This window comes from Methanobrevibacter woesei, assembly GCF_003111605.1.
GTDB classification, from domain to species: domain Archaea; phylum Methanobacteriota; class Methanobacteria; order Methanobacteriales; family Methanobacteriaceae; genus Methanocatella; species Methanocatella woesei.
On record NZ_MZGU01000004.1, the window covers coordinates 86,493 to 112,785 of the forward strand.

27 protein-coding genes and 8 tRNA genes are annotated in these 26,293 nt (G+C 30.2%); 24 read left to right on the forward strand and 11 right to left on the reverse strand.

Translation table 11 applies throughout. The features are described 5' to 3' along the window. Positions 1-443 precede the first annotated feature (443 nt). On the forward strand, positions 444-1,031 hold the full coding sequence (locus MBBWO_RS02845) for an ArsR/SmtB family transcription factor (protein ID WP_116669379.1): 588 nt from the start codon (positions 444-446) through the stop codon (positions 1,029-1,031). Positions 1,032-1,041: 10 nt separating this feature from the next. Here MBBWO_RS02845 and hypF read toward each other — a convergent pair whose 3' ends face one another. Next, positions 1,042-3,330, reverse strand: a complete 2,289-nt coding sequence (gene hypF / locus MBBWO_RS02850; protein WP_116669380.1) for a carbamoyltransferase HypF — start codon at positions 3,328-3,330, stop codon at positions 1,042-1,044. A 59-nt stretch (positions 3,331-3,389) separates the two neighbouring features. On the opposite strand from hypF, the gene larB reads away from it, so the two are divergent. Next, entirely contained in the window at positions 3,390-4,181 is a 792-nt protein-coding gene (gene larB / locus MBBWO_RS02855) for a nickel pincer cofactor biosynthesis protein LarB (protein WP_116669381.1), read from the forward strand. Beyond that, positions 4,178-4,750, forward strand: a complete 573-nt coding sequence (locus tag MBBWO_RS02860; protein WP_116669382.1) for a GNAT family N-acetyltransferase — start codon at positions 4,178-4,180, stop codon at positions 4,748-4,750. Before larB ends, MBBWO_RS02860 begins: the two co-directional genes overlap by 4 nt. On the opposite strand, the gene hisE is transcribed toward MBBWO_RS02860, so the two are convergent. The 3 genes from hisE to gatB are packed head-to-tail and all read right to left on the reverse strand — an operon-like array spanning position 4,751 to position 7,223. Then, the gene (gene hisE, locus MBBWO_RS02865; protein ID WP_116669383.1) at positions 4,751-5,041 is read right to left on the reverse strand and encodes a phosphoribosyl-ATP diphosphatase; all 291 of its coding nucleotides are present in this window, start codon (positions 5,039-5,041) and stop codon (positions 4,751-4,753) included. It abuts the gene before it with no gap. Position 5,042: 1 nt separating this feature from the next. Then, entirely contained in the window at positions 5,043-5,855 is an 813-nt protein-coding gene (locus MBBWO_RS02870; protein WP_116669384.1) for a CBS domain-containing ParB/RepB/Spo0J family partition protein, read from the reverse strand. A gap of 15 nt (positions 5,856-5,870) precedes the next feature. Beyond that, a complete protein-coding gene (gatB, locus tag MBBWO_RS02875) occupies positions 5,871-7,223 on the reverse strand; it encodes an Asp-tRNA(Asn)/Glu-tRNA(Gln) amidotransferase subunit GatB (protein ID WP_116669385.1) in 1,353 nt (450 codons plus the stop codon). 116 nt (positions 7,224-7,339) lie between these two features. On the opposite strand from gatB, the gene MBBWO_RS02880 reads away from it, so the two are divergent. Then, entirely contained in the window at positions 7,340-7,684 is a 345-nt protein-coding gene (locus MBBWO_RS02880) for a hypothetical protein (protein WP_116669386.1), read from the forward strand. 4 nt (positions 7,685-7,688) lie between these two features. On the opposite strand, the gene MBBWO_RS02885 is transcribed toward MBBWO_RS02880, so the two are convergent. Continuing rightward, a complete protein-coding gene (locus tag MBBWO_RS02885) occupies positions 7,689-8,678 on the reverse strand; it encodes a radical SAM protein (RefSeq protein ID WP_116669387.1) in 990 nt (329 codons plus the stop codon). A gap of 231 nt (positions 8,679-8,909) precedes the next feature. On the opposite strand from MBBWO_RS02885, the gene MBBWO_RS02890 reads away from it, so the two are divergent. The 10 genes from MBBWO_RS02890 to MBBWO_RS02930 all read left to right on the forward strand — a co-directional run bounded on the left by MBBWO_RS02890 (position 8,910) and on the right by MBBWO_RS02930 (position 11,060). After that, positions 8,910-8,982: transfer RNA gene (locus MBBWO_RS02890), tRNA-Asn, on the forward strand. Between the two features lie 5 nt (positions 8,983-8,987). Then, a tRNA-Ile gene (locus MBBWO_RS02895) sits at positions 8,988-9,061 on the forward strand. A gap of 24 nt (positions 9,062-9,085) precedes the next feature. Further along, positions 9,086-9,160 (forward strand) — tRNA-Glu (locus MBBWO_RS02900). Positions 9,161-9,216: 56 nt separating this feature from the next. Continuing rightward, positions 9,217-9,299: transfer RNA gene (locus tag MBBWO_RS02905), tRNA-Leu, on the forward strand. Positions 9,300-9,325: 26 nt separating this feature from the next. Beyond that, a tRNA-His gene (locus MBBWO_RS02910) sits at positions 9,326-9,401 on the forward strand. A 33-nt stretch (positions 9,402-9,434) separates the two neighbouring features. After that, positions 9,435-9,509, forward strand: a tRNA-Glu gene (locus MBBWO_RS02915). A gap of 103 nt (positions 9,510-9,612) precedes the next feature. Continuing rightward, positions 9,613-10,020, forward strand: coding sequence for a Holliday junction resolvase Hjc (hjc, locus tag MBBWO_RS02920; RefSeq protein ID WP_116669388.1), 408 nt, complete (start codon positions 9,613-9,615; stop codon positions 10,018-10,020). 55 nt (positions 10,021-10,075) lie between these two features. Further along, a tRNA-Cys gene (locus MBBWO_RS02925) sits at positions 10,076-10,147 on the forward strand. Between the two features lie 18 nt (positions 10,148-10,165). Next, positions 10,166-10,312 (forward strand) — tRNA-Trp (locus tag MBBWO_RS08100). Positions 10,313-10,445: 133 nt separating this feature from the next. Further along, positions 10,446-11,060 (forward strand): MBL fold metallo-hydrolase, encoded by a 615-nt coding sequence (locus tag MBBWO_RS02930; protein WP_116669389.1) that lies wholly within the window; start codon positions 10,446-10,448, stop codon positions 11,058-11,060. 6 nt (positions 11,061-11,066) lie between these two features. Here the strand turns inward: MBBWO_RS02930 and MBBWO_RS02935 are convergent, their stop codons facing one another. Next, entirely contained in the window at positions 11,067-11,720 is a 654-nt protein-coding gene (locus MBBWO_RS02935; RefSeq protein WP_116669390.1) for a potassium channel family protein, read from the reverse strand. 72 nt (positions 11,721-11,792) lie between these two features. Continuing rightward, positions 11,793-13,166: a TrkH family potassium uptake protein gene (locus tag MBBWO_RS02940; RefSeq protein WP_243408459.1), complete on the reverse strand. Its 1,374-nt coding sequence runs from the start codon at positions 13,164-13,166 to the stop codon at positions 11,793-11,795. Positions 13,167-13,302: 136 nt separating this feature from the next. Between MBBWO_RS02940 and MBBWO_RS02945 the strand changes: the two genes are divergently transcribed. After that, positions 13,303-14,397 carry a UPF0104 family protein gene (locus tag MBBWO_RS02945; RefSeq protein WP_116669392.1) on the forward strand — a complete coding sequence of 365 codons (1,095 nt, stop codon included), beginning with the start codon at positions 13,303-13,305 and terminating at the stop codon, positions 14,395-14,397. Between the two features lie 69 nt (positions 14,398-14,466). After that, positions 14,467-15,360: a formylmethanofuran--tetrahydromethanopterin N-formyltransferase gene (gene fhcD, locus MBBWO_RS02950; protein ID WP_116669393.1), complete on the forward strand. Its 894-nt coding sequence runs from the start codon at positions 14,467-14,469 to the stop codon at positions 15,358-15,360. Positions 15,361-15,392: 32 nt separating this feature from the next. Here the strand turns inward: fhcD and MBBWO_RS02955 are convergent, their stop codons facing one another. Further along, a complete protein-coding gene (locus tag MBBWO_RS02955) occupies positions 15,393-16,526 on the reverse strand; it encodes an NAD-binding protein (protein WP_341476361.1) in 1,134 nt (377 codons plus the stop codon). Positions 16,527-16,603: 77 nt separating this feature from the next. On the opposite strand from MBBWO_RS02955, the gene MBBWO_RS02960 reads away from it, so the two are divergent. Next, positions 16,604-18,175, forward strand: coding sequence for an NAD(P)H-hydrate dehydratase (locus MBBWO_RS02960; RefSeq protein WP_116669395.1), 1,572 nt, complete (start codon positions 16,604-16,606; stop codon positions 18,173-18,175). 1 nt (position 18,176) lies between these two features. After that, positions 18,177-18,896: a DNA/RNA nuclease SfsA gene (gene sfsA / locus MBBWO_RS02965; RefSeq protein ID WP_116669396.1), complete on the forward strand. Its 720-nt coding sequence runs from the start codon at positions 18,177-18,179 to the stop codon at positions 18,894-18,896. Here the strand turns inward: sfsA and MBBWO_RS02970 are convergent. The 3 genes from MBBWO_RS02970 to MBBWO_RS02980 form a co-directional block, all read right to left on the reverse strand. Continuing rightward, positions 18,885-19,601, reverse strand: a complete 717-nt coding sequence (locus MBBWO_RS02970; protein WP_116669397.1) for an NAD-dependent protein deacylase — start codon at positions 19,599-19,601, stop codon at positions 18,885-18,887. The two genes, sfsA and MBBWO_RS02970, sit on opposite strands and share 12 nt — an antisense overlap. A gap of 105 nt (positions 19,602-19,706) precedes the next feature. Then, the gene (locus tag MBBWO_RS02975; RefSeq protein ID WP_116669398.1) at positions 19,707-20,876 is read right to left on the reverse strand and encodes an argininosuccinate synthase; all 1,170 of its coding nucleotides are present in this window, start codon (positions 20,874-20,876) and stop codon (positions 19,707-19,709) included. Between the two features lie 284 nt (positions 20,877-21,160). Next, positions 21,161-23,101 (reverse strand): IGHMBP2 family helicase, encoded by a 1,941-nt coding sequence (locus MBBWO_RS02980; RefSeq protein WP_116669399.1) that lies wholly within the window; start codon positions 23,099-23,101, stop codon positions 21,161-21,163. Positions 23,102-23,185: 84 nt separating this feature from the next. Here MBBWO_RS02980 and MBBWO_RS02985 point away from each other — a divergent pair, with 84 nt between their 5' ends. The 6 genes from MBBWO_RS02985 to MBBWO_RS03010 all read left to right on the forward strand — a co-directional run bounded on the left by MBBWO_RS02985 (position 23,186) and on the right by MBBWO_RS03010 (position 26,293). Further along, on the forward strand, positions 23,186-23,926 hold the full coding sequence (locus MBBWO_RS02985; RefSeq protein WP_116669400.1) for a succinylglutamate desuccinylase/aspartoacylase domain-containing protein: 741 nt from the start codon (positions 23,186-23,188) through the stop codon (positions 23,924-23,926). Between the two features lie 71 nt (positions 23,927-23,997). Then, positions 23,998-24,705: a metal-dependent hydrolase gene (locus tag MBBWO_RS02990; RefSeq protein ID WP_116669401.1), complete on the forward strand. Its 708-nt coding sequence runs from the start codon at positions 23,998-24,000 to the stop codon at positions 24,703-24,705. Positions 24,706-24,748: 43 nt separating this feature from the next. Further along, the gene (locus MBBWO_RS02995) at positions 24,749-25,066 is read left to right on the forward strand and encodes a DMT family transporter (protein WP_116669402.1); all 318 of its coding nucleotides are present in this window, start codon (positions 24,749-24,751) and stop codon (positions 25,064-25,066) included. 160 nt (positions 25,067-25,226) lie between these two features. Continuing rightward, positions 25,227-25,541 (forward strand): monovalent cation/H+ antiporter subunit E, encoded by a 315-nt coding sequence (locus MBBWO_RS03000; RefSeq protein WP_116669403.1) that lies wholly within the window; start codon positions 25,227-25,229, stop codon positions 25,539-25,541. A 51-nt stretch (positions 25,542-25,592) separates the two neighbouring features. Beyond that, positions 25,593-25,856, forward strand: a complete 264-nt coding sequence (locus MBBWO_RS03005; RefSeq protein ID WP_116669404.1) for a monovalent cation/H+ antiporter complex subunit F — start codon at positions 25,593-25,595, stop codon at positions 25,854-25,856. Beyond that, positions 25,856-26,293, forward strand: coding sequence for a cation:proton antiporter (locus tag MBBWO_RS03010; protein WP_116669405.1), 438 nt, complete (start codon positions 25,856-25,858; stop codon positions 26,291-26,293). The genes MBBWO_RS03005 and MBBWO_RS03010 overlap by 1 nt, the downstream gene beginning before the upstream one ends.

Sequence of the window (26,293 nt, forward strand, 5' to 3'; positions counted from 1 at the left end):
ATGGTATTTGGTTTTTTGGAAATTTATGGATATATAGGAAAATGGTTTTACTAACAACGACTATATTTTGAGTTTTTTCAAACCAAATATTAAAGTAACAAAAAGTTATCTTTTCTCTTGTATTATTATAGTTACAAAAGGTTATATAAACCTTTCGCTATTTTGCATGTTTAAAGAAACTTTTGGTTATTTTAAAATTTTTATAATATTTGTAAAATTCATGTTAAATACTTAATTTGAGTAAATTAATTATTTAAAATTAATTAAATCTATAAAAATAATATATAAATTAATATTTTTAATTTTTAATGGAAATTTGTTATTTGTTTATATATTGGATAAGTTTCAGTTCTTTATTTGATTCAATTTTATTTATAAATAAAATCGCTTTTTCCATTATAGTAACAAAAAGTTATATAAACCCTTTTGTATAATTTATTATTATGAAAGATATTAACAACACTACTGATGAAAAAAGACCATACCGTAAAAATGTTAATAACTTTCCTAGTGCTCATAGCAGTATAGAAATTCATGGGGATTATGACAACGCATTAAGTGATGTGGATATGGAAGCTATACTTGATGTTATGGGATGTAAAACAAGAAGGGATATTATTAATCTTCTTAGAGAAGAACCAATGTTTGTAAGTGAAATTTCTAATGCATTAAACATTGGTCAGAAAGCTATTATTGAACATTTAAGGGCTATGGAAGAAATTGGAATTTTGAATTCTTCTTTTAAAAAAATCGTTAGGGGTAGACCGCGTAAATATTATGATTTGCCAAATGAAGTGAATGTTCATATTACAATTAACAGAAATTCTTTCAAAGTAAATGTTTCAGATGATATGTTATCAACATTACAACTTCCATCTGGTGATGAATGGTCTAAACTTTTAGATATTGAAAAAAGAATAGATAATGGTCAATTAGAAGCTGTTGAAGAGCTTAAAAATCAAATTAGATTATATGATAATCTTAAGAATAGGGCCGAGTATATTCTTGAAAGAACTCTAAAAAATAGATAAATATCTTTTTTTATTTTTTTAATTTAGCCACTATTGCTTGTCCAAGGGATACTGATCCATCTCCTGCACAAGTATTTTTATGTTGTATAAATTCAAATCCTCTACTGGTTATATAATTTTTACATGCTAATGTAATAGCTTCATTGTAGAATACTCCACCAGTAGCTCCAATTTGATTTACTCCTTTTTTATCAGCATTTCTTATAGCAAGTTCACTTAAACCATTACTTATTGCATTTTGTGCAGCATTAGCTATTTCTTTAACATTCTCTCCTTTTTCTTTTAATTCAATAACTTCTCTTAATATTTTACTTGTGTTCAATTTGTTATTTTTAATTTCAAAAGGAATTTCAATATCTCCCCTTGCACCATATGCTACAGATTCAAGTTTCATGGAACATTCTCCTTCATAAGTTCTCTCACCGCATATGTTAAGTGCAACAGAAACAGAGTCAAGAACACGGCCAGTACTTGTACTTAAACCAACATTTAGGTTAGAATTTAATTGTTTAATGACATTGTCAATTTCGATATTTCCATATTTGAAAAAGTGACTGTAATTTGATTTTAAAATATCTTCTAATTCATCATTTGAATATTCATTTGATAATATTGAAGCGAGCATTCTTGCAGGATATTTGGTTGCTTGATCTCCCCCGGGCATCTTTTGAACTTCAAGTGATGCCATTCTTTTAAAATCACTGATATCGGTATAAAGAATTTCTCCACCCCAACTGGTTTTATCACTCCCATAACCGACTCCATCTGCAGCTATTACAATCATTTCATCAATATTGTTATCATTGGCTAATGCCGCTGCATGGGCATGGTGGTGTTGTACTGGTAACACTTGAGCATCATAGACATCTGAAAGTTCATTTGCTAATTTTGTTGTGAAAAACTGTGGATGTAAATCACAGGCAATGGTGTCAAATTCATTAATTTTTGTAATTCTTTTCAAATGCTCAATAGCTTCTTTAAGGAAATTAAATGTTTTGTATTTATTAGTGTTCCCAATATGTTGTGATGGATATACAATATCTTTTTTAGCTATTGAAAATGTAACATCTAATTCAGGCCCTAAAGCAAGGACAGTATCCTTATTAATTGAATATTTTTCACTTATTTTATAAGGTTCTGGAGTATAACCTCTTGATCTGCGTATAAATGATAATTCATCATTTCTAAATCTAATAACTGAATCATCACATCTATTTAAAATTCTACGGTTATGTAGTAAGAAATAATCTGCAACATTATCCAAAGATAAAATTTCTTCATTTGTAATCATCATAGGATTTCCAGGAATATTTGCAGATGTCATTACATAAGTGGAAATATCTTCACTTTCATCAAATAATAGATAGTGCATTGGGGAGTAAGGAAGCATTACACCAATATTATGAAGTCCTGGACTTAGGCTTTCAGGAAAATCATAATATTTATTTTTCTTCAATATGACAATTGGTCTTTTATTGGAAGTTATTGTTTTAATTTCTTTTTTTGAGAGCACTGCATAACTTTTCACTGTTTCTAAATCTTTACTCATCACAGCAAAAGCTTGCATTTCACGGCCCAGTCTTTTTCTTAATTCTTTAATGGCACCATTATTTTTTGCATCAACAACAAGGTGTGTTCCACCAATACCTTTTATTGCAATTATTCTACCTTCAGCTAGTCTGTCAGCTGCATATTTAATTGGATTTTCACTATCCACTTTTTCATGGCCTTTGTATATTTCCATTGAAGGTCCGCAATCTTCACAGCAAATAGCCTCTCCATGGTATCTTCTATCTAATGGATTTCTATATTCTACTTCACATTTGTCGCATAAGGGGAAATCTTCCATACTTGTTCTAATTCTATCATATGGGACAGTTTCAATTACAGTAAATCTAGGTCCACAATCAGTACATGCATTAAAGGGGTACTTATATCTTCTATCATTGGGATTTCTAATTTCAGCTAAACATTTATCACAGATTGCCACGTCTGGTGGAATTACAGATTCTCCACTATAGGAATCATCGCTTTCCAATATTTTAAAGTTATCAAAATTCTCGTTATATACTTCACTAATTTCAAGAGAATCAATTTTAGCTATTGGAGGTAATTCATTTTGTAAACGATGAATAAATTCTTCAATAACATCATTGATTCCTTTTAATTTTATTTCAACAACATTTCCTAGATTTTTTACAGTTCCTGAGAGATTAAGATTTGTTGCTAATCTATAAACAAAAGGTCTAAAACCTACTCCTTGAACTATTCCTTGAACTAATATTTTTTTAACTATCATAGAAATCCCATGCACTATTATATTTAAATATGATATTGTAATAAATAATTTATGATATTATGAAAGATGTTTTAAAAGATTTTAAAGATGGAAAAATCACTATCGAGGAATGTGAAAATCTTATTAAAGCTAATAATATATTGGAATTTGATGAAATAGCTAAATTTGATGAAAACAGATCCTCAAGAACTGGTTTTCCAGAGGCTGTTTTTGCTCCAAGTAAAGATTATGAAGATTTGGTGTTAATTATTCAGAACTATTTTAAAGATAAAAAACCCTTTGATGATGTTGAAAATTTAATCATTACAAAATTGTCAAATAAAAGATATGAAAAATTAGTTAGTGATGTGGGATATCTTAAAGATGAGGGATTTATCTTTGATTATAATAAAAGAGCAGAAATATTGGTTATAAAAACATCTTTTAATAAAGAGTCTGAACCATTAGGTAAAATAGGAATTATCACTGCTGGAACTTCTGATATTAATATTGCAGAAGAAGCTAAGGTAATCATTGAAGAAAGTGGATGTGAAGCTATCACTTCTTATGATGTAGGAGTTGCAGGTATTCATAGATTATTCCCGCAAATAGCAAATATGCTTGAACAAGGGGTTTCAGTTCTTATTGTTTGTGCTGGAATGGAGGGGGCTTTGCCTTCTGTTGTTGCAGGTTTAGTTGATATTCCAGTTATTGCGGTTCCAACTTCTGTAGGATATGGTGTAGGTGAAGGAGGGGTTGTTGCATTAAATGCAATGCTTCAGTCATGCGCTCCAGGAATAGCTGTTGTCAATATTGACAATGGTTTTGGTGCTGCTGTTTTTGCAATTACAATTATTAAGAGTAAAGTATGAAATTTGAAAATTTTAATCCGGAAATTCATGATGTCCATGAAGTAGCTACTTTAATTTATGATGTTGATTTTAGAACATTTGATATGCTTTTCAGTGATAAAAATAAAGCAGTTCTAGCTATTGAAAAGTATTTAGATAAAGATGAAAGTATCTGGGTCATTTTAGATGATTTAGGAGAAATTATAGGGATGGTTATCTTTTGGGTTAATAAAAAACCATCTTTTTGGCATTCCTTTAAACAATTAACATCTTTTGGTGGTTTAAAATTATTTATTGTTGATATTTTAGATCATTTTGTATTATGTGATGTTTTACAGGGAGATGTTCATGTTGCAGAATTAGCTATTTCAAGTTCACAAAGAGGTAAAGGACTTGGAAGGGAAGTTTTAAATTTAGTCATTGAAGAGTCTAAAAAAAGAGGATTCAATAGAGTTACTCTAGATGCTGATTTTAGAAACACTGGTGCAAAATCATTATATGAAAGAATTGGATTTAAAACATTTAATAAAAAAAGAGTTAAAATAGGAAGTTTTGAAAGAGGAATGAGTAATATGGAATACACATTATAATTATTTGTGTCTTCTTTCAAATTCTTCAAAAAGTTCATCAATAGATATTCCTTTGTAAACACAGTTTAATAATGTGAAAAACATTAAATCAACAGATTCATAAACCAGATTTTCATTATTTTTAGCAGCTAAAATAACTTCTCCTGCTTCTTCAGCTATTTTTTCAAGAATTTTATCTTCTGCTTTTTTATCACTATCTTGCATTAGTTTTGAGGTGTATGAATCACTAGGATTATCTCTTCTTGATTCTAAAGTTTCATAAACTGCTCTAAGAATTTTTTCATCAGCCAAATTAATCCCTCTTATTCTTATTCATATTATCTTTTATACTTTCAGTAATTGCTATTAATGGATGTTGGTCATCATCGATAATTTCAATATCATCAAAAGTATGGATTCCTGCTTTATCTGCTGTTTTTTCCATACCTAAAACAATGTCTTTTTCTAGCTCGATTACATAGCAATCAATTTTTTCACAGCCTAATTTTTTAGCTGCTACTGATCTGTGATGTCCATCAACTAAAATCCATCTGTTTCCTGTTTTAACAACAATGGCAGGTTCAGCTAGTCCTCTTTTTAACTCGTAAGTTCTACCTTCAAGTTCATCAGCATAAATTCTATCTTGTGTTGGTCTTAATTTATCAGTGTCAACATCCATACGTTTTAAAGTAGTCTTAATTCCATATAATTGTTCCATAGTGCTTTTGAAATATTCTACTTTAGTTGGTGTGGATCTTTCAATATGTGAGCGAACCATATCTGTGTTAGTGATAATTCCTACAAGTTCTTCATTTTTATTTATAACAGGAAGTCTAGAAATACCTCTTCTAAACATTACTCTTGATGCATCGTTAATAGATAAATTTTCATTTGCTACAACCAAATCAGTACTCATTAAATCTTTAACTTCATCAGCCCAATCTTTAAGGAGAATATCAAAGGAAGTAACCATTCCAACTAGCTTGTTGTTTTCATCTACAACTGGATAACTGTTGTGGTCACTTTCTTTCATAATTCTAATAACATCTTCAGTTGGAGTGGAAGGATTTACACTAATAACATTTTTTGTCATATAATCTTTAACTAAAGATTTTTTATTAGGCATTATATTCCTCCTTCTTTATTCTATGTTGTCTTTTAATAATTTTACAGTTTCGCCAGGGTCTGCTTTTCCACGTGTTAATCTCATTACTTGCCCTACAAGGAAGTTAAGAGAAGCTTTTTGACCTTCTAAATAATCGTTTACTGCTTTTGGATTTTCTTCAATAGCTTGTTTTACTGCAGCTATTATTTCATCATCTTTTACAACACCAAGTAATCCTAATTCTTCTGCAATAGCTTTAGGTGATTTTTCATTATTTGGCATGTTTTCAATGATTCTTTGACCTGCTTTGGTGGTAATCTCTTTATTTATAAGCATGTTTAAGAATTCAACTAAATGTTTAGCAGTGATTCCACTTTCAGCAAAGTCTAATTTATTGTAAGATAAAACTCTTTTAAGTTCATCTCTCATCCATTGTGCAGCAAATTTGGAATCTACTTCTTTAGCTACTTCTTCATATGCAATAGCTAAATCAAGTTCAGAGGTTAATACTTTTGCTGATTCTTCATCAATATTATATTCTTCCACAAATCTTTTTACTTTATTATGTGGTGCCTCTGGCATTGTTTCTAATACATTATTAATTTGTTCTTCGCTAATTTCCATTGGTGGTAAATCTGGATCTGGAATAAATCTGTAATCATCAGCATCTTCTTTTAATCTCATTCCAACAGTAATCATTTGAGATTCTAAGTAAGCACGTGTTTCTTGTTTGATTTCCACACCTCTTTTCATGAGGTTCTTTTGTCTTACTAACTCAAATTTTAAAGCCTTGTAAGCTCCTTTAATTGAGTTGATGTTTTTCATTTCTACACGGTTTCCTCCTTCAATAGAAATGTTAACATCAGCTCTCATAGTACCTTCTCCACGTGCTCCTCCACTGTATTGTAAAACACGAATGAGTTCTTTTAAGAAGTTTCTTGCCTCTTCTGGAGATTTTATATCTGGTTCTGTAACAATCTCAATTAATGGGATTCCAGAACGGTTAAAATCTACAATACCTCTGTCTGGTTTGTATTGTCCAGGATCTTCTTCCATGTGAATTTCTCTAATTCTAACTCCATTTAACTCTCCTTCATATCCAATAGGAACTGATGTTCTTTGATATCCAGATGGTAAATCTGGGTAATCATAGTGTTTTCTCATAAAATAGGTAAATCCAGTATCTATTTTACAATTAAGCATTAAAGAAATCATTAAAGCATTTTCTAAAGCTTTTTCATTTGTTGGATATGGTTTTGCTCCCGGTTGGTTTAAACAAACAGGACAAATGTTTGTATTTGCAGGAGCTTCTTGATAATTTGTTGGACAATCACAAAATAGCTTAGATTCAGTTTCTAATTGTACGTGGATTTCAAGTCCACATTTCATATTGACACTAATAATAATTACCTCCAATTAATTTGGAAATTTTAGTTAAAATAAATAATTTTATATTATATATCTTTATAATTAATATAATTAATAAATATTTAGGAGGTTTTTTCATGTCTGAAGAAAAAATTTTTATATTTCAAAGAGAAGATGAATCAAATGATAATGAAAATGAGATTAATATAATCTGGGAAGTTGAAAATGACTCTGATAGTCTCATTGAAAATGTAATAGCTACTTCTCAATCATTTACTCATGATTTTGGTTCTATTGATGCATTCAATTCTAAAAGTGTTTCTTTTTCTATTAAAATACCTTCTATTGATGATTTAAGAAAAGATTTTGGAGAATATGCTTCATTGCCTGATACTTTAAGATTGGGAAATGTTAATCTTAAATATACTAAAAATAATGAAAATTATGAGGTTTTCTCAAATTCATTGGAAATTCCTTATTAATTTTTTAATATTTATTTTTTAATGATTCCTTGATGTATCTTTTAATAAACTTATCTAAACTAGGATCAATTTCACTTTGCGGATTGCCTAACTGATTTTTATCTGTAAAGGTTCCTTTTAATTTTCTTCCAGCAAATTTAACTTCTTCCTCGACTCTTTTCCCATATTTTGTTCCAAACATTTTAAAAAGAGGGAATTTGGTAATTCCATTAGCACCACTTAAAATTAAGATGCCTATATTTGCTAAATTATCAATCCATGTTCCACAAATAATTTCTATTTTTGGGAATTCAATTCTAATTCTTGAAACAACTTCTGCATAATAAAGAGATGCTGGCTGTGAGCTATTTGCATATATTGTTTCTTTATGTGGATTTAATGAATAAAATATGACTCTGTCAATTTTATAAGTTTTAATATAATCAATTAAATAATCTATATCTTCTAATGTTTCTCCAAGCCCTAAAATAATGGTGATTGCTTTTTTAAATCCTAAATCACCTGCTTTTTCTAACATGTTGCTTATCTGATCTAATTCTTTACTTGGACAAATTTTTTTATGTAGTTTTGGATTAGCTATTTCAACTGCACCTGTAATTCCTTTAATTTCACTTCCAAATTCTTCAAGTTCATCAGTAATTCCTGTATTTAACCAAACTCCATCTCCCATTATATTTTTGATGTTAGTAGCTATTTTCTTTATTTCAAGTGTAGTAAATGACTCATAACCTCCAGATAAAAATTCTATATTCCAATTAAGTCGTTTACACATCTCAGCTTCTGCATAAATATTTGGTATTTTTCTTTTAGCTTTAGATGGATCTTTTATTTTATTTTTCTGAGTGCTCATATAACAAAAGGCACAATCTCCTTTATCACACCACCATGATAAGAATACTGCTCTTTCAAGGGTAACTAAGTCTCCATGATTATCCAAAGTTATTTTATTGGCTTTTTTCATTAAATCAAATATGTTAGAACTCATAGCAATCATGTATATTTTTTATTATTTCTATATGATATAGTTAAAGTTATATATTAGTTTATTCTAAATTAATAATAGATGTTGTATTGTTGTATGATTACGCATCTGATTTTGAAAATTCATTGTAATTTTTAATCAAAAGATTTATATATGATGTAATTCAAACTATTTTGTACTGTTTAAAGTCTTTTGAATTTTAAACATGGGTGCAATATTTGGTTAAGAATTGGGTTATTTTATGCCATCGTAGCTCAGTAGGTAGAGCGTTCGGCTGTTAACCGATTGGTCACAGGTTCGAGCCCTGTCGATGGCGCTTTTGGGCCCATAGCTTAGCCAGGTAGAGCGTCCGGCTCATAACCGGAAGGTCATGGGTTCGAACCCCATTGGGCCCATATTTAAAATTTCTAGTTGTTTTTGCTCCGGTGGTGTAGTCCGGCCAATCATTTCGGCCTTTCGAGCCGAAGACTCGGGTTCGAATCCCGGCCGGAGCATTTAAAAAATTTTGTTAAGATTTTTAATGGTTTCTTGTATCCTTTCTTTTTTATAAGCGGGGGTGCCCGAGAGGCCAAAGGGGACAGGCTTAGGACCTGTTGACGCAGGTCTACCAGGGTTCGAATCCCTGCTCCCGCATCTAACATTATTTTTTATTATCCTTTGCCGGGGTAGGGTAGGCGGTCATCCTACGGGACTGTGGATCCTGTGACTCGGGTTCGAATCTCGGCCCCGGCCCCATGATGATAAAGGCGACTTTTTTTTAGATAGTTTGCTCCGGTGGTGTAGTCCGGCCAATCATTTCGGCCTTTCGAGCCGAAGACTCGGGTTCGAATCCCGGCCGGAGCATTTAACTAATTATTATATTACTTTTCAAATGCTATCATTAACTAGTTTTATTACTGAATCAATAATATTTATTTAATAAATTATTTTGATATTGGGTGTTAATTTGGCTAAAAAAGGTTCTGCAGAAGAAAGAGATTTAGTTCATAAACTTTGGGATAGAAATTTTGCAGCTATGAGAGCTCCAGCTTCTGGAGGAGCTACTAAAGTTCCCTTACCAGATGTTATTGCAGGTAATGGAAAAATATATTTGGCTATTGAAGTTAAAACCACTACAAAAGATAAAATTTATATTGATTTTCCACAAATTGATGCATTATGTGAGTTTGCAAATATTTTTGGAGCTATTCCGTATATTGGAGTTAAATTTAAGTACACTAAATGGTTGTTTTTATCTCCAGAAAATACTGAGAGAACTAAAAGTAATAATTATAAAATAGAAAAAAATTTTGCCCTGGAAAAGGGTCTTGAAATTGATGAAATTACAGGTATTGATAGGCAAATGAAATTTTAATCGTAAACTTTATATATTGCATTATACAAATTATAAATATCTGTATTTAATGTGTGCCAAGATAGCTTAGCGGCGAAGCGGTGGACTGCAGATCCATTACACGGGAGTTCAAATCTCTCTCTTGGCTCTTTATTTATTATCTGTTGGGGTTATAGTGTAACCTGGCATCATCTGGGACTCCAGTTGTCTTTGAAGAAAATACGCGTAACTGAACAGTATCCGTTGTGATGATCAATTGGAGTACTGAGACAAGAGAAATCCCAGGATCGGGGTTCAAATCCCTGTGACCCCATTTCTATTAAAAACTATTTTTTCTGATTACTTTTCACTTAATTAAATATTTGTTCTAATGTTTTATCTAGTTCGTATCAATCAAAACTAATTCTTGGTTAATCATAAATATTATTAATTTTAAATTTATTTTCATGAATTTTGAGGATATTATTTTCATTGAAGGTTTAGGTGTTGATTCTAACTGCTATTTGCTAAATAAACAAATTTTAGTTGATACTGGAACTGGTCAAAATAAGGATTATCTTTATTCAAAACTTAAGGAACAGGGTGTAAATCCAGAAGATATTACTGATATTGTTAACACTCATTGTCATTATGATCATGTTGGAGGTAATTATTTATTCCCTAATGCAAAGGTTAACATTCATGAACTTGATGCAAATGCTTTAAAAAATGATGAAGATGAGGATAATGTTTCTTTTTTATTTAATGGTTCTCTTAAACGTCATGATGTAGATTCATTACTTAAAGAAGGTTCAAAAATTTTAGATTTTGAAGTTTTACATACTCCCGGTCATTCTAAAGGTGGAATATGTCTTTGGGATGGTGAAACATTAATCTGTGGTGATACTGTTTTTGCTAATGGTGGAGTTGGCAGAACTGATATTGGTGGGGATTATAATCAGTTAAAAGAATCAGTTAAAAGATTAAAAGAGTTGAATGTTAAAAATATTCTTCCAGGTCATGGACCGATAGTTTTGGGTAATGGTAAGAAACATATTGAGGTTTCCTACTCTTTTCTTTAAATTATTTTATCTTTCAATTTTTTTAGCTACTTTTTTAAAGCATCCTCTTTTTACTAAAATAGATATTTTTTCTCCTCTAGTTAGAATATTTTCTGGTTGAGGAATAATTAAAGATCCATCTTTATTGTAAGTAGCTATGATAATGTAATCTTTAGTTGGTGAAATCTCTTTTATTTGTTTACCTACTATCTTATCATTTGTCACAGTCATTTCTAAGATTTCTCCATCTCCTTCTCCAAGAGTTAATAAATCTGCAACATTAGGTCTTGTAATTAATCTTTCTAAAACTCCTGAAGCTGCTCTTTCAGGGTTGATTACATTGTCAATTCCCACTTCCATAAATGCTTCTTCATGGTCCGGGTTACTTACTCTTGCAATAATGTTTGGTACTTCATATTTTTTAACTAGAATACATGATAAAAGGTTTGCTTCATCATTACCAGTAGTTGCTACAAAATAGTCTGCATCTTGGATATTAGCTTCTTCTAAAAGTGTTGAGTTAGTACCGTTTCCACATATAACTAATGCATCTAATTCAGAAGCAGCATCAGTAGCTAGTTTTCTATCATTTTCAATTAAAGTAACGTCATATCCATCTTCAATCAATAATCCAGCTAATGAAAAACCTACTCTTCCAGCACCCATAATTATTGCATACATTTTTCCATCTCTTTAAAAATTTTTATAATATTAAGGTTATTTTTTAGATATATAAATATTTTCAAGCAGTTATTATTTTTTAATAAATTTGTATATTCCTGCAAGAGTTACTAATATTGGGAATATTTCTAATCTTCCAACCCACATATTTCCAATAGCTGCTACTTTAAGTATAGGGTCTAAACTATTAGTTATAATTCCTAAATCAAGCCCTACATTTCCTTGAAGGGAAATAACTCCAAATAAGCTTTTAAATGGATCATAACCTAATAAACAAAAAATAGACCAGGTTATTATAATGAATATAAGGTATAATGCAATGTAATTTCCACTTTCATACACTTCTTTATCACTAATTGTAACTCCTGATATTTTGATTGGTATGATTCTACCTTCTGGAGATAAACTTTCCTTAACACGTCTAATTATTCCTTTAATGAATAGAATAGCTCTAATTAATTTTACTCCACCAGATGTAGACCCACTGGAACCTCCAATTATCATTGCAATAGCTAGTATTAAACAAGGAAATATTGGCCAGGTTCCCATTACTTGTGAAGTGTCAATAGATGCACCTGTACTTGTTACTGCTGATACAATAGCAAATAAACTGTGCATTGGAATAATATTGCTTGTAGCATAAATTATAATGAAACTAACTGCTATTATTGCAATCATTGTTTTAAACTGCACATCTTTGAAAATAGCTCTTCCTTTTGTTTTAACCATTTTATAATGGGTAAGGAAGCTTGTTGCACCTAATATCATTAGAACCATTGAAATTATATAAATTAGGTCACTGTTGTAGAATCCCATTTGATCATTTTTAATGGACATTCCTGCTGTTGAAATAGTGGAGAATGTATTACAAATGGAATCAAATAGGGGCATTCCTGCAATAACATATAAAATAATTCCTATGATTGTGTAAATAAAATAAATCTTTAAAGTTTTTCTTAGTGTGTTTTTAACACTTGGTTTTAAACGATCTTCATGTGCCTCTGATTTGTATAGTTTCATAGTAGCTGCTCCCGGTCTGGTGATTACACCAATAATCATAAGCACTACTCCTAAACCACCAATCCATTGTTGAAATGCTCTAAAAAATAATACTGATTGTGGAAGTATTTCAACATCATTATACATGGTTACTCCAGTTCCAGTTAATGCAGACATTGATTCAAAAATTCCATTGAGTATTCCGATGTTGGTAACTAGTTCAAAGGTAATTCCCCCCATTAATGCAGCCCACAGCCATGCAAATGAAGAAATTGCCATTCCATGTTTAAGACGAATGTTTTTTGTTTCAGAGGCTATATTTTGATTTATTAAGTAACCAATTACTATAGAAAAAAGTCCTACGAGAATATACCAATGAGCATTTGCCTCACCATAAATCAAATCCACTATAACTGGGACTAAACACATAAAACCAACGGCTTCCATGATTTGGCCACTATAGTGTAATACTGTGTAAATGTCATTTTTGTGTATATATCTCATTAATTTATTTCTAGCATAAAGTTATATATAAAGTTTAAACATAGTTATTTTAATCATGAAATTTTAAGTAGGTTTCAAAATGAATAAAAAAACAGTACTCTTATTATTATTTAGTTTAGCTATTTTAGTAGTAATCCTATGGTTTGTAGGTATTGAGGAGATTATTGCTGCTTTAAAATTCGCTGATTTAAGATTAATTTTAGTTGCTGTTCTTGTTCAGTTCTTTGTTTTTTATTTGTATACTTTAAGATGGCGTATTATTGCCAATATGGCTGATATGAACTTGAGTATTAAAAAATTACTTCCAATTACTCTTGTAGGTCTAGCAGCTAATAACATCACTCCTATGGGAAGAGGTGGTGGAGAGCCTGTTAGGGCGTATATCTTATCTAGAGATATTGGAGTTACTATGGAGGAATCTTTTGCTACTGTTGTTGCAGATAAGGCATTAGATACTTTCCCATTTGTTTTTCTAGCTTTACTTACAATTATAGGAGCTACATTTACATTTAACATGGATTTGTGGCTTGTTATTTTAATGGCTGTTGCAATGATTTTAATTATTGCATTTCTTATAATCTTGATTTATTTATCCATTAATGAGAAATTTGGTGAAAAACTTTCTAATTGGTGTATTGGAATTGTTAGGAGATTTTATAAGAAAAACTCCTCTGAACTTGAAGAAAAAATCGTTTCTGTAGTTAATGGATTTCAGGATACCATGAGTAATTTAATCTCAAATAGGAACATACTCTACTATGCACTTCCTTTATCTTTTATAATATGGGGTTTTGAGATTTTAAGAGTTTATTTGGTATTTTTAGCATTTGGAGCAGATATAAGTCCAGTTATTATTGGTGAAGTATTTATTTTGGCTTCTTTAATTGGTATGATTCCACTACTACCTGGAGGATTAGGTGCTGTAGATGGAGTAATGATTTTGTTCTATGCATCTGCAGGAATTTCAGCTTCAGTAAGTGCAGCTGCAACTGTAATTGAAAGATTAATTTCTTATTGGTTAGCTACTATTTTAGGAATGTTATTGCTTCCTTATTATGGTTCTTCAGTTCTTGATAAATTATCTCTCAATAGCAGCTCAGATAAAGAGTTAGATGCAGAAATGAAAAAGATAGATCAGGAAATTAAAAACTCATCTAATGATGAGATTAAATAGAAAACTTTATTTTATTAATAAATATAATAATTTTTATATATCAAAATTTGATATTTTTATGGTGAAAATATGGAAATTAACGGCGTAGAAATTAAAGATACTTATGCAGAAGCATTTGGAATTAAAGTTACTAGATTACTTGTAACCGCAGCTACAAAAAAATTAGCACTTGTTGCAGCTACTGAAGCAACAGGTTACGGAACTTCCGTTATTGGTTGTCCTGCAGAAGCAGGTGTAGACTGCTATGTACCACCTAGTGAAACTCCAGATGGAAGGCCTGGTTATGTAATTATGATTTGTAATGGATCTAAAAAGAAATTAGATCACGAACTTCTTGAAAGAATTGGTATGTGTATTTTAACTGCACCAACTACTGCAGTATTCAATGTTCTTGATGATGCTGATGAGGAACTTAAAACTGGTTTCAAATTAAAATTCTTCGGTGACGGATATGAAGATGAAACCGAAATTGATGGAAGAAAAATGCACGTTATTCCAATTATGTCTGGAGACTTCCTTGTAGAATCTACTTTCGGTTACAAAGAAGGTGTTGCAGGAGGAAACTTCTTCATTATTGCAGATAGTAAAATGAATGGTTTAGTAGCTGCTGAAGTAGCAGTTGATGCAATTGCTAGTGTTCCTGGTGTAATCACTCCATTCCCTGGAGGTATGGTTGCTTCTGGTTCTAAAGTAGGTTGTAACAGTTACGATTTCTTAGATGCATCTACCAACGAAAAAATGTGTATTTCCTTAAAAGAACAAGGAATTGAATCTGACATTAGAGAAGATGCACATGGTGTATTTGAAATTGTAATTGATGGTGTTGACGCAGATGCAGTTTCTGCAGCAATGAAAGCAGGTATTGAAGCTGCTTGTACTGTTCCTGGTGTATTAGAAATCGATGCTGGTAACTTCGGTGGAAACTTAGGAGCTCACAAAATCAACTTACAAGATTTATTCTAAGGGTTTTAAACCCTCTTTTTTCTTTTATTTTATTATTCAACATATTTTTTTGTTATTTCAGCTATTTCTTCATTAGATAGATTAATTCCTAAAACTTTAGACTCTTTTTCAATATCTTTTAATAATCTATTTAAACATTCAGCATCTGAACCTGAAATCCAATGCGAATGGATGTAATGGGCGGTTTTGTATAAGTTTTCTAAATAAACTTTTGATTGAGGGTCATTTTCTAGTTGTTCTAAAAATAAATCAACTTCTTCTTTAGATATAACTCCTATTTTACGTGTTAAAGGTGATTTAATTCCTGGAAAATGATAATCTATATTTTCAATAATGCAGTTATGTTCAATTATGGTGTACATCTCATTTTTAATGTCTTCCATTTCATGTTGAACTGTAACTCTAAGTATATGTGGTTTTACAGCTTCAAAATAGATGTTTCCTCCACCTATTGTTTCTGGAGATATTACTTTGCTTGCTCCAGCATTGTATAATCTTGGAATATTCTCTGTTTTACTGCATCTGGAGACAATCCATGTGTCAGGGTTATGTTCACGCACTGTTAAAACAACAAATAAATTTGTAACATCACTGGTGGTTGTAATAATTATGCTGCTGCATTTTTCATTTGTTAACTCAATTAATGTTTCACTTTCTGTTGCATCTTCATTTATTACCACAGTTTTTTCATCACGTTCAATGGATTCTGCAATTTGAGGGTCTTTTTCAATTATAACTACATTCTGATTTCTTTTTTTAAGTTCATCATAAACTACATTTCCCACGCGTCCAAACCCACATAAAATATAATAATTATTCATTTTACCGATTTTTTTATACATCTTTGCACCTTTTGAATATTCAGTTAGTTTTTCTGTGAAATTTTGGATTACACCACTAAAAACATATGCAATAGTTCCCACACCACTTAAAGCAACAGTCATTGAAAAAATCTTTTGTAGGGCAGTTGTTGGCACAATATCTCCAAATCCTACTGTAGCCATTGTTATTATAGTATAATAAATTGAATCAATTAAATTCAATCCCATTATGAAGTAAGACCCAACCACTCCATAAATTATAAATCCTATAATTAGAATTCCGCCATTTTTTAATAACTTAATTGGTATTCCTGTAAATAAATTTTGGGTGATTTTTTTTAGCAGTACAAAACCCCCTTAGTTCAACATGTTAATTAATTTATACTATTGAAATCAATATTATATTAATTTAAGGTGAGATTATGGATCCTATAGATATGATGATTACTGATATTAATTGTGAATGTTTAGGTCTTTCAAGGCTTTGTCTTATGGAATCTGCAGGTAAATCCCTTGCTGAAGAAGTTGGTAAGATTGCAGTTTACACTTTCTCTAAGCCTGTTAAAATAGCTATTTTCACAGGTTCCGGTGGAAATGGTGGGGATGGTTTTGTTGCTGCCCGTTATCTTTTAAATAGGGGTTATGATGTTGATATTTACATGTTAACTGATAAGGATAATATTCATTCAGATAATGCTAAAACCAACTTTGAAATTATAACAAATATGGAACCAAGACTTTCTCATTTGACTGTTCATTATTTAGACACAATTGAAGATGTTAATAATTGTGATATTGCTCAAAGTGAAAGTTTCAGTGAATTTATAATTGTTGATGCAATTCTTGGTACTGGTATTAAAGGAGAGTTAAGACCTAAAGTAAAAAGGGCTGTTGAAGTTATTAATAAATCTAATGGACTTACAGTTTCTGTTGATGTTCCTTCTGGTATGGATCCCTTAACAGGGGAAGTTTCTGATGTTGCTGTGGAACCTCATTACACTATAAGTTTCCATAGAGTAAAAACAGGAATTCATCTAGCTGGTGAAGATAAAGTTGGTGGAATTGTTACTTGTGATATTGGAATTCCTATTGAGGCAGAATACTTTATGGGCTATGGAGATCTGTTAAGACTTAAAAATAGGCCTTCAAAATCCCATAAAGGTAATAATGGTAAGGTATTGATTGTAGGTGGAAGTAAAGATTATTCCGGTGCTCCTACTATTGCAGGTCTTTCAGCTATTTCTTCTGGTGCTGATTTAGTTTATGTTGCAGCTCCTGAATCAGCCAGTTTAGCTATTAAATCCACTTCTCCAGATTTAATTGTAAGAAGTCTTGAGGGTGATTATCTAACCTCTCAACATGCTGAAGAAATTTTAGAATTAGTAGAAGAAGTTGATGCCGTACTTTTAGGTCCTGGTGCCAGTTTAAACGATGAAACTGCTAAATTATTTAATATTTTAGCAACTAAAATTAAAAAACCATTGGTTATTGATGCAGATGCTTTAAAATTAGTTGATATTAATTTAATTAAGAATAATGAAAATGTGATTTTAACACCTCATTTATTTGAGTTTAAAACCTTTTTTGCTGATAAAATCAAAGAACTAGCTATTGATGAGAGTAAGTTAAAGTTATCATTAGCTGGAACTGAATTCTCAAGTATTGATGAAAATATTTCAATGTTTCAACAAATTACAAAGGCTATTAAAGGAACTGTCATTATTAAAGGGGAATATGATCTTATTTTAAGTGGAAACAAATTTAAAATAAATAAAACTGGAAATCCTGGAATGACTGTTGGTGGAACTGGTGATGCATTATCTGGACTTGCTACAAGTTTATTATCTCAAGGATTAGATACTTTTAATGCTGCTGCACTAGCTATTTATATTAATGGTCGTGCTGGAGATGTAGCTATGAATAAACAAGGCTATGGATTTTCTGCTACTGATTTAATAGGATATATTGGTGCAATAATGGTCAATAGATGGTAATATGGAATATATTAAAGCTACTTTCAAAAAAAGACCTAATCGTTTTATAGCTGAAGTAAATATTGATGGACGTGAAGAAATAGCTTATGTTCCTAACACTGGTAGATGTAAAGAGCTATTGGTGCCTGGAACAGTAGTTTATCTTCTTCCTTCTAATGATTCAAAACGTAAAACTAAATTCACTCTTCATTTTGTAGAGAATCGTGGGCATTTAGTTTCACTATACTCACAGGAAGCTAATCAGATTGTATTTGATGCTATTGGAAATGGTAAAATAAAAGAACTTGCTGGTTATTCTCATATTCAAAGAGAAAAAACAATTCATGATTCTAGAATTGATATATACTTGGCTAACTTTGAAGAAGGTTGCTGTGGAATGGTAACACCAAAAAACGAATGTTATGTTGAAGTTAAAGGTGTGACATTGGTTGTTGGTACTGAAGCAAGATTTCCTGATGCTCCTACAAAAAGAGGTTCAAAACATCTTAGAGAATTAATTAAACTTAAAAAAGAAGGTTTTAGAGCAGTTGTGTTCTTTTTGATTCAACATCCTTTAGGTGACTCTTTTAGACCAAATTGGGATAATGATCCTGAGTTTAGTCAAACTTTAAAGGAAGCACATGAAAATGGAGTTGAAATATTGGTCTATAAAACAATAAATACTTTGGAGGGCATTTATTTTGAGTCTAGGCCAATTGAATTTAATTTATCAAAGCCTTAACTTACCTAAAGTTTCACCAATAGGTTCATTTATAACTAAATCTGCAAAGCTATCATAATCAGTGGGTGATTTGTTAATTAAAACAAGATTCTCTCCTTTAAAATGTGTTATTAATCCTGCAGCAGGATATACAACTAAAGAAGTTCCTCCAACAATTAAAGTATCTGCACTTTCAATATAGCTAGTTGCAAAATTTAAAAGCCCTGTATTTAATGGTTCTTCATATAAGACAACATCAGGTTTAATAATTCCGCCACATTCACATCTTGGAATATTGTCACTTTCAAGGATATAATTAGCATCATACTTTTTGTTACAAATTTGGCAGTAATTACGATTAGCATTTCCATGAAGCTCTAAAACATTTTTACTTCCTGCTTTTTGGTGGAGTCCATCGATATTTTGTGTAATAACTGCTTTTAATTTTCCAATTTCTTCTAATCTAGCTAGTGCAATATGAGCTTTGTTTGGTTTTGCATCGTTAAAAATCAAATTTTCTTTGTAATATTGGTAAAATTCTTCTGTATGATTTATAAAATAGCTATGTGAGACTAATTTTTCTGGGGTTTCTCCATATTTTTGCATACTGTTGAACACACCATTTTCAGACCTAAAATCAGGAATTCCACTTTCAGTAGATACTCCTGCTCCTCCAAAAAAGACGATTCTATCTGAGCAGTCAATAATTTCTTGCAATGTTTTCATGGTATCGCCATTTATTTAAATTTCTAAAAAAGCGGTTTTTTATTGTTTATTAATAAAAATAGTGTTTAATTTGGAGTGTAATTAAAAAATAAAAAAAAGAAGAAGTTATAATTTTTGGTAGTTTGCAGCTTGCAAACCGTGGTATTTAATCATACCTTCAACTTCTCTTTGGTCAGTTTCTTTATCTTCAAATGAGATTTGTTCAACACTATGTAAACTAAATGGAGATTTTCTTGTAATTGGAGTGATTGATGATTTATAAAGTTTTAATTCAACTTCTCCGCTTACTCTTCTTTGCATTTGGTCAATAGCTTGATCTAAATCTTCTCTTAAAGGTTCTTGCCAGAGAGCTCTGTAAACTAAGTCAGAATAAAGTGTACTCATGTACTCTTTGAATCTGATTTCATCAGTAGTGAGAACTAATTCTTCTAATGCTTTATGAGCAGCAATTAATAATTTAGCTCCAGGCACTTCGTAGATTTCCCTACTTTTAAGACCAATCATTCTGTTTTCGATAATATCTACTCTACCAATACCATTTTCTCCAGCTATTTTGTTAGCTTCTTTAATGATATCAAGTAAAGGCATAATTTTGCCGTTTATAGCAACTGGAATTCCTTCTTCAAATTCAATAGATACTTTTTCAGGTTCGTCTTTTGCATCTTTCCAGGAAGCAGTCCATTCATAAATATCTTCAGGTGGTTCATTTGCAGGGTCTTCTAAGACATCTCCTTCAATTGCTCTACCCCAAAGGTTTTCATCAATACTGTAAATTTTATCGTAGTTTAATTTAATTCCTTTTTCAGCAGCATAAGCTTTTTCTTCAGTTCTTGTTAAGTTCATTTCTCTGATTGGTGCAATGATATCTAAATCAGACATAGCTAAAATTACTGCTTCAAATCTAAATTGGTCGTTTCCTTTTCCAGTACATCCATGAGCAATAGCTGTTGCGCCTTCTTTTTCAGCTACTTCAATAATCTTTTTAGCTATTAAAGGTCTTGCAAGAGCTGTACTTAATGGATAACCTTCGTATTCCGCGTTTGCTTTTATTCCTCTTGCAATGTAATCATTTGCAAATTCTTCTTTAGCATCGATTGTGTAATGTTTTCCATTGACGATTTTTTTAGCCATTGTTTCAGCTTTTTTAATTTCTTCGTCTCCTTGACCAACATCTACACATGCAGTGATAACTTCTACATTATATTTTTCTTCTAATAATTTTACACAAACAGAGGTGTCTAATCCACCACTGAATGCAAGAACTACTTTATCCATGTAATCACCAATAAATTTTAATTAAAATGATATATCAAGAAATATCTTTATTATTAATACTATTTATAATATTTTGAAATTTCAAGTTTAAAAAAATAAAAAATAAAAAAAGAAAGACAGAAGAAAAACTCTTAATTGGGATTTAGTTGAGGTTGAAATATATATAACAGGTATTTTTTTGAGATTCATGTTTTAAGATTTAAGAGTCCCCAATCAAGAGTTAGAGATTAAGTTACCTCTTGTATAATACTTAGACTTTTCTACTATATAAAGTTTAGGTATACCTAAATTTCTACTGATTCATTTATTAATTTTGCATAATGTTTATTGTGTGATAATGTCTTTTTATTACCAACAATGATTAATTTACGTTTTGCCCGTGTTAACGAAACATTTAAACGACGTAAATCTTTTAAAAATCCTATTTTTCCTTTTTTATTGCTTCTAACAGTGGATATTATAATTATTTCCTTTTCTCTTCCTTGGAATCCATCTACTGTTTTAACTTCAACATCTGTTTTATTAGAAATTAAATTTGCTTGATCTAAATAAGGGGTTATGATTCCCATATCTTTGTAATTAATGCCTAAACTTTCATAAAACTCACTAATTTTAAGAACAATTTTTGATTCTAATTTATTCACGATAGATTTGGAATCTTTAAGGTGTTTTTCAAAGTTATTTTTCATTTCTGATGTATCAATAAAAATTAAAGGGTGTTTAGAGGATAACAATTTCTTTTCTTTTTTATTTAAGTTTTTAACATCTTCTAAATTAAGAATATCACTTAGACTTATGTTTTTAACACTATTGTCACTTGTTAGCTCTCCATTGTAAAATTCTTCATTTGGAAATTTTATCAATTTGTCATTCATACGATATTGCACTTTTAAAAGACTTGATTTTTCCTCATATTTCTCAATTAACTTTTCAAATAGTGTTTCTGAAAGTTCAGATGCTTTTTCACTAATTATTGTTGGGGGGAGCTGTTTATGATCTCCGGCAAGTATGAATTTCTTTGATTTATTGATGGGAATTAATACGCTGGGAATTGTTGCTTGTGTAGCTTCATCGATAATTGCAACATCAAATCTAATATTTGAAATTTCTTCAAGTGCTGCTGAGGAATTTGTTGATATAATTACATCACTGTTTTTAATAATGTCTTTTATTATGCTATTTTCATATCTGTCAATTTCTAAATATAATTTATTCACTTTGCTGTTTTGTTCTAGCCATTTTGCCATTGAATTCATCTTTTCTGAACTTACTCCACGCCCTCCTCTTCTTTGAACTCCTAATCTGTAGATTTCACTATCATTATAACCTCTTCTATACTGTGGACTTGGTTTTGTATGTTTATCCCTTTCTTCACAGATTTTGCTAATCTTTTTATGTATTGATTCAATTTTTTGATTAAGCGGATGGTTTTCAAACTTATAGGCTAGAGTATATTTGATATTATCTTTCAGTACTCTCTGTGGATGGCCTAATCTGGTTATTTCAATATCAAATTTAGATAATCTTTCAAGAATGTTGTCAGCACTTGTGTTGCTTTCAGAAGTTGCTAAAATTTTATTTCCTCTTAGATACTCTTGGTAAATAAGCTCAATGAGAGTTCTTGTTTTTCCAGTTCCAAAGGGACCATGAATTAAGTAAAAATCTTTACTTTTAAGACTTTTTTCAATAGCTATTTTTTGAGATTTATTTAATCCTTTATCATTAAAATCTACTTTTTCATTATAGTCTTCAATTGGATTTGAGTTTATTTTACTTAAAAGCAGATTTAAAGCATTTTCTCCATATAAAGTTAAGCTATTTAAATTGTCTTCCATTCTTCTGAAAGTTATATCATTAACATATAAGTCAAGGCGTACATGCTTTTTCAATGCCCATTTAGGAACGCTTTCAAAAGCAACTTTAATAAATCTGCTGCCTTTTTCAGTTACAGTGCCTGTCAAATCGCTTTTTAAGGGATTTCCAGCACTTATTAAAACTATGTCTCCAACGTTTATTTCAGTATTAATCTCTTTTTTACGCCCATATTTTACTATTTGAAATCCAAGTTCTTTTCCAATATGTTTTCCTTTTAAATTATTAATTGCCCTTCCTTTGTCTTCTCGTTCATGGCCAGATAATTTTTTTATTTCATTTTGCATTACAGCTATTTCTGCTTTTCGTTCGTAATTTATAAGTTTTATAAAATTTCTAATATTTTGTTTCAATTTGACCATCTCTTAATGGAAAATATACTTATATTGAACATATAATAATATATTAATTAATACAATTTTATGGATTATTTTATCATGCATTTTGAAAAAATTAATCAATTTGATAATCTTGAGTTTTCTTATATTTGTAAAAATTCTGGAGGCTATATATCAAGGAATCATAATATTTTTGAAAATATTATATTGAATTCTCTTAATCAATTCATACTTAATATGGCAGTTTTTGGAACTCCTATTTTTAAATTAGGTGAAGGTAATAAAAATTTATTAATTTTAGCTGGAACTCATGGAAATGAATTATCGTCTCAAGTTGCAGCCTTAGATTTAATCAATAAATTATTAACAAAGGACTTAAACAACACTATTTATGTTATTCCTTTTTTAGCACCAAAATCAACTATGGATAATCTAAGACATTATGATGAAATGGATTTAAATAGATCTGCTCATATTAAAGGTTCACTAAGTTGCTGTCTTTTAGATGTAATTAAAGAATTAAAAATAGATTATGTTGGTGATTTTCATACAACTGCTTTAAATAGTAATCCTGGAATTGAGGCTGTTTTTTGCAGTAAACAGCCTTCTTTAGAAAGTTATTTAATAGCTAGTTATATTTCAAACTCTGTATGTTGCGAATTGATTCCTTATGATTTTGCAGGCGAAACTTACACTGGTGCAATTGAGGATGTCTGCAATCTAAATGGTATTCCATCTATTACAGGGGAAGTTTTATCACCTTTTGGTGAAGTTGCTAAAGGAAGTATAAGACGTTCTTTTCTTCAGATGAATAGCTTTTTAGAATATTTTGGTGATTAATTACTTTTCATATGCTCTTTAAATAAATTTAAATATAGTATTTTTATTAATTAACTAGTATAGGTGGTTTAATGTCATCTTATAAAGGACATACATTATTTGCTTTGATATTATCTCTGTTATTCTTTCATAATCCTCTTATTGTTGCTTTAACAGTTATCGGGGCGAATATTCCTGATTTTGACCATAAATTTAAAAGAGACACTGTTTATAAAATAATCATTTTAGGTTTGGTCTTATTCATTGTTCTTTATATGCTTAAATTACCTTATCTTTTGGGATTAATCGTTTTATTTTTAGGTTTAACCTTTTATTTTTCACAGCATAGAAGTTTCACCCACTCTATATTTGGTTTATTTGTATTAACTGCAACTGTTAGCTTAATTTTGATTTTTGCAGCTGAATTAATTCCATTTTCAAATGCATATATATTAATGTTTATTTTAATAATTTTAATTGGGTTTTTATTTTTAAATAACCATTTATTAGCGATATTCATTGCCTGTTTTGTCTTAAGCATTTTATTCTTTGGCCCAATATCAATTAACTATATTGAAGTGGCATTTGGACTGTTTTTAGGTATTTTAAGCCACATTGTATTGGATTCATTTTCTCCAGCAGGTATTAAGTTATTTGCACCAATTTCTTCTAAAAAAGTGCATAAAAAATTTGGAATGGTTATAATAGCTATTTTAGCAATTTTAGCTATTGTATATTATATTTATTATGGTAATTTCTTTATTGACTTAATTTTAGGTTTTCTCCAGTCAATGATTTGATTTAATCAAAATTTATATACTTCTTTATATAAACCTCATTTTCATGAATTCATGGATTTATCTAATTGTTGCAGGTTTATTTGAGATGGCTTGGGTTTTAGCTTTAAATTTCTCTGATAACTTCACTAATTATTTATTTGTATTTTTAACTGCTATATTCATGATTTTAAGCTTAATTTTCTTATCTTTATCTTTTAAAACAATACCTATGGGGACTGCATATGCCTGCTGGACAGCTATTGGTGCAGTTGGAGTAATTGTTTTCGGTATTCTATTTTTGGAAGAATCTGCGAATTTATTTAGGATTTTTTGTATTGGTCTGATCATTGCAGGAGTTATGGGATTAAAGTTAACTTCCTGAATTTTTCATTTTTTCTTTTTTTATTAAAAATCAGTAAATTCTAGGTTAAATGTAAAAGTTTATAATAAATAATCATGTTAAATATAATTATATTTATTGTATGGTCAATATTATTTTCATTTATATTTGGCTAATTAATTAGTGAGAGGGAGCTTATTTAATGTTTTTAACTAGACTTGGTTATGGAATCATATATTTTTTTGATCTCATCTATGAAATAATTAAATCAACAATTGCTGTTGCTTGGGGTGGGGTTATTAAAGGCGATATTGACCCTGTTGTTATGGATATTGAAACTGTTTTAGAAAGGCCTGTTTCTCAAACTATACTTGCTAATAGTATTTCTTTAACACCGGGAACTTTATCTGTTGATTTGGATTCTGAAAATAGAATTATTAAAGTAGCGACTATTTCTCCAAGAGAGAAAGAGGATATTATTCCTTTTGAACCTTATATTAAAAAAATGATGGAATAAATTTGTGAATGGTGCTCTTTCTTGTATTTAATTTATTGAGTGGGATTAATAATGGATATATTATTTTTTTCAAAATATTTTGTGCTTATAGCACTTATAATTATGATGTTTGCTGCATTAAGGATAGGTGCATATAAATCCACTTCAATGGGGTTAATAGGAAGCTCAGTTGTTGTTGTAGCTTTTGCTGTAGCTCTTCTTATCGCTGGTGAAATATGGAATGCAGAATTCTTTAGAGATATTTCATTAGCTTTATTAATATTTGGATTTGTAGGTACTGTTGCTTTTGCTATAGCTATGGGGGGAGATGAATAATGTATTTCTTAATTGAATGGATTCAATCTCTCTTGTTAATTATTTCAGCAATCTTAATTATAATAGCTGCTGTTGGGCTATTAAGGGTAAATAAAAACCAGAAAAATGTTGTTTATGCAAGAATTCATATTGTAGGTATTTTTGATATGGCCTGTATTTTGGCAATGATTGCTTTAGGCCATTACATATTAGCTGGACTTTACTTTATTATAGCTCCATTTGCTGCTCATGCTATGAGTTATGCTTATTTCAAGACTGAAGATGATTTAAATAATTCTAATATTAAAAAAGAAATTACTGATGAAGAAATTAAAGAAAATCCTTTCTTACATTCAAAAGAAGAAGTGCAGGATTTGGAAAGAGAGGAATTTCCTGCAGATAAAAAAGCTGATGAAAGGTTTTCTGTTTCAACATTGGAAATAAGTGAGGATGATTAG

Bases quoted from the DNA above. Each gene is read 5' to 3' on its own strand.
- MBBWO_RS02845 (WP_116669379.1), top strand. From the start codon at position 444: ATGAAAGATATTAACAACACTACTGATGAAAAAAGACCATACCGTAAA.
- hypF (WP_116669380.1), bottom strand. From the start codon at position 3,330: ATGATAGTTAAAAAAATATTAGTTCAAGGAATAGTTCAAGGAGTAGGT.
- larB (WP_116669381.1), top strand. From the start codon at position 3,390: ATGAAAGATGTTTTAAAAGATTTTAAAGATGGAAAAATCACTATCGAG.
- MBBWO_RS02860 (WP_116669382.1), top strand. From the start codon at position 4,178: ATGAAATTTGAAAATTTTAATCCGGAAATTCATGATGTCCATGAAGTA.
- MBBWO_RS02870 (WP_116669384.1), bottom strand. From the start codon at position 5,855: ATGCCTAATAAAAAATCTTTAGTTAAAGATTATATGACAAAAAATGTT.
- gatB (WP_116669385.1), bottom strand. From the start codon at position 7,223: ATGAAATGTGGACTTGAAATCCACGTACAATTAGAAACTGAATCTAAG.
- MBBWO_RS02880 (WP_116669386.1), top strand. From the start codon at position 7,340: ATGTCTGAAGAAAAAATTTTTATATTTCAAAGAGAAGATGAATCAAAT.
- MBBWO_RS02885 (WP_116669387.1), bottom strand. From the start codon at position 8,678: ATGATTGCTATGAGTTCTAACATATTTGATTTAATGAAAAAAGCCAAT.
- MBBWO_RS02930 (WP_116669389.1), top strand. From the start codon at position 10,446: ATGAATTTTGAGGATATTATTTTCATTGAAGGTTTAGGTGTTGATTCT.
- MBBWO_RS02935 (WP_116669390.1), bottom strand. From the start codon at position 11,720: ATGTATGCAATAATTATGGGTGCTGGAAGAGTAGGTTTTTCATTAGCT.
- MBBWO_RS02940 (WP_243408459.1), bottom strand. From the start codon at position 13,166: ATGGAAGCCGTTGGTTTTATGTGTTTAGTCCCAGTTATAGTGGATTTG.
- MBBWO_RS02945 (WP_116669392.1), top strand. From the start codon at position 13,303: ATGAATAAAAAAACAGTACTCTTATTATTATTTAGTTTAGCTATTTTA.
- fhcD (WP_116669393.1), top strand. From the start codon at position 14,467: ATGGAAATTAACGGCGTAGAAATTAAAGATACTTATGCAGAAGCATTT.
- MBBWO_RS02960 (WP_116669395.1), top strand. From the start codon at position 16,604: ATGGATCCTATAGATATGATGATTACTGATATTAATTGTGAATGTTTA.
- sfsA (WP_116669396.1), top strand. From the start codon at position 18,177: ATGGAATATATTAAAGCTACTTTCAAAAAAAGACCTAATCGTTTTATA.
- MBBWO_RS02970 (WP_116669397.1), bottom strand. From the start codon at position 19,601: ATGAAAACATTGCAAGAAATTATTGACTGCTCAGATAGAATCGTCTTT.
- MBBWO_RS02975 (WP_116669398.1), bottom strand. From the start codon at position 20,876: ATGGATAAAGTAGTTCTTGCATTCAGTGGTGGATTAGACACCTCTGTT.
- MBBWO_RS02985 (WP_116669400.1), top strand. From the start codon at position 23,186: ATGCATTTTGAAAAAATTAATCAATTTGATAATCTTGAGTTTTCTTAT.
- MBBWO_RS02990 (WP_116669401.1), top strand. From the start codon at position 23,998: ATGTCATCTTATAAAGGACATACATTATTTGCTTTGATATTATCTCTG.
- MBBWO_RS02995 (WP_116669402.1), top strand. From the start codon at position 24,749: ATGAATTCATGGATTTATCTAATTGTTGCAGGTTTATTTGAGATGGCT.
- MBBWO_RS03000 (WP_116669403.1), top strand. From the start codon at position 25,227: ATGTTTTTAACTAGACTTGGTTATGGAATCATATATTTTTTTGATCTC.
- MBBWO_RS03005 (WP_116669404.1), top strand. From the start codon at position 25,593: ATGGATATATTATTTTTTTCAAAATATTTTGTGCTTATAGCACTTATA.
- MBBWO_RS03010 (WP_116669405.1), top strand. From the start codon at position 25,856: ATGTATTTCTTAATTGAATGGATTCAATCTCTCTTGTTAATTATTTCA.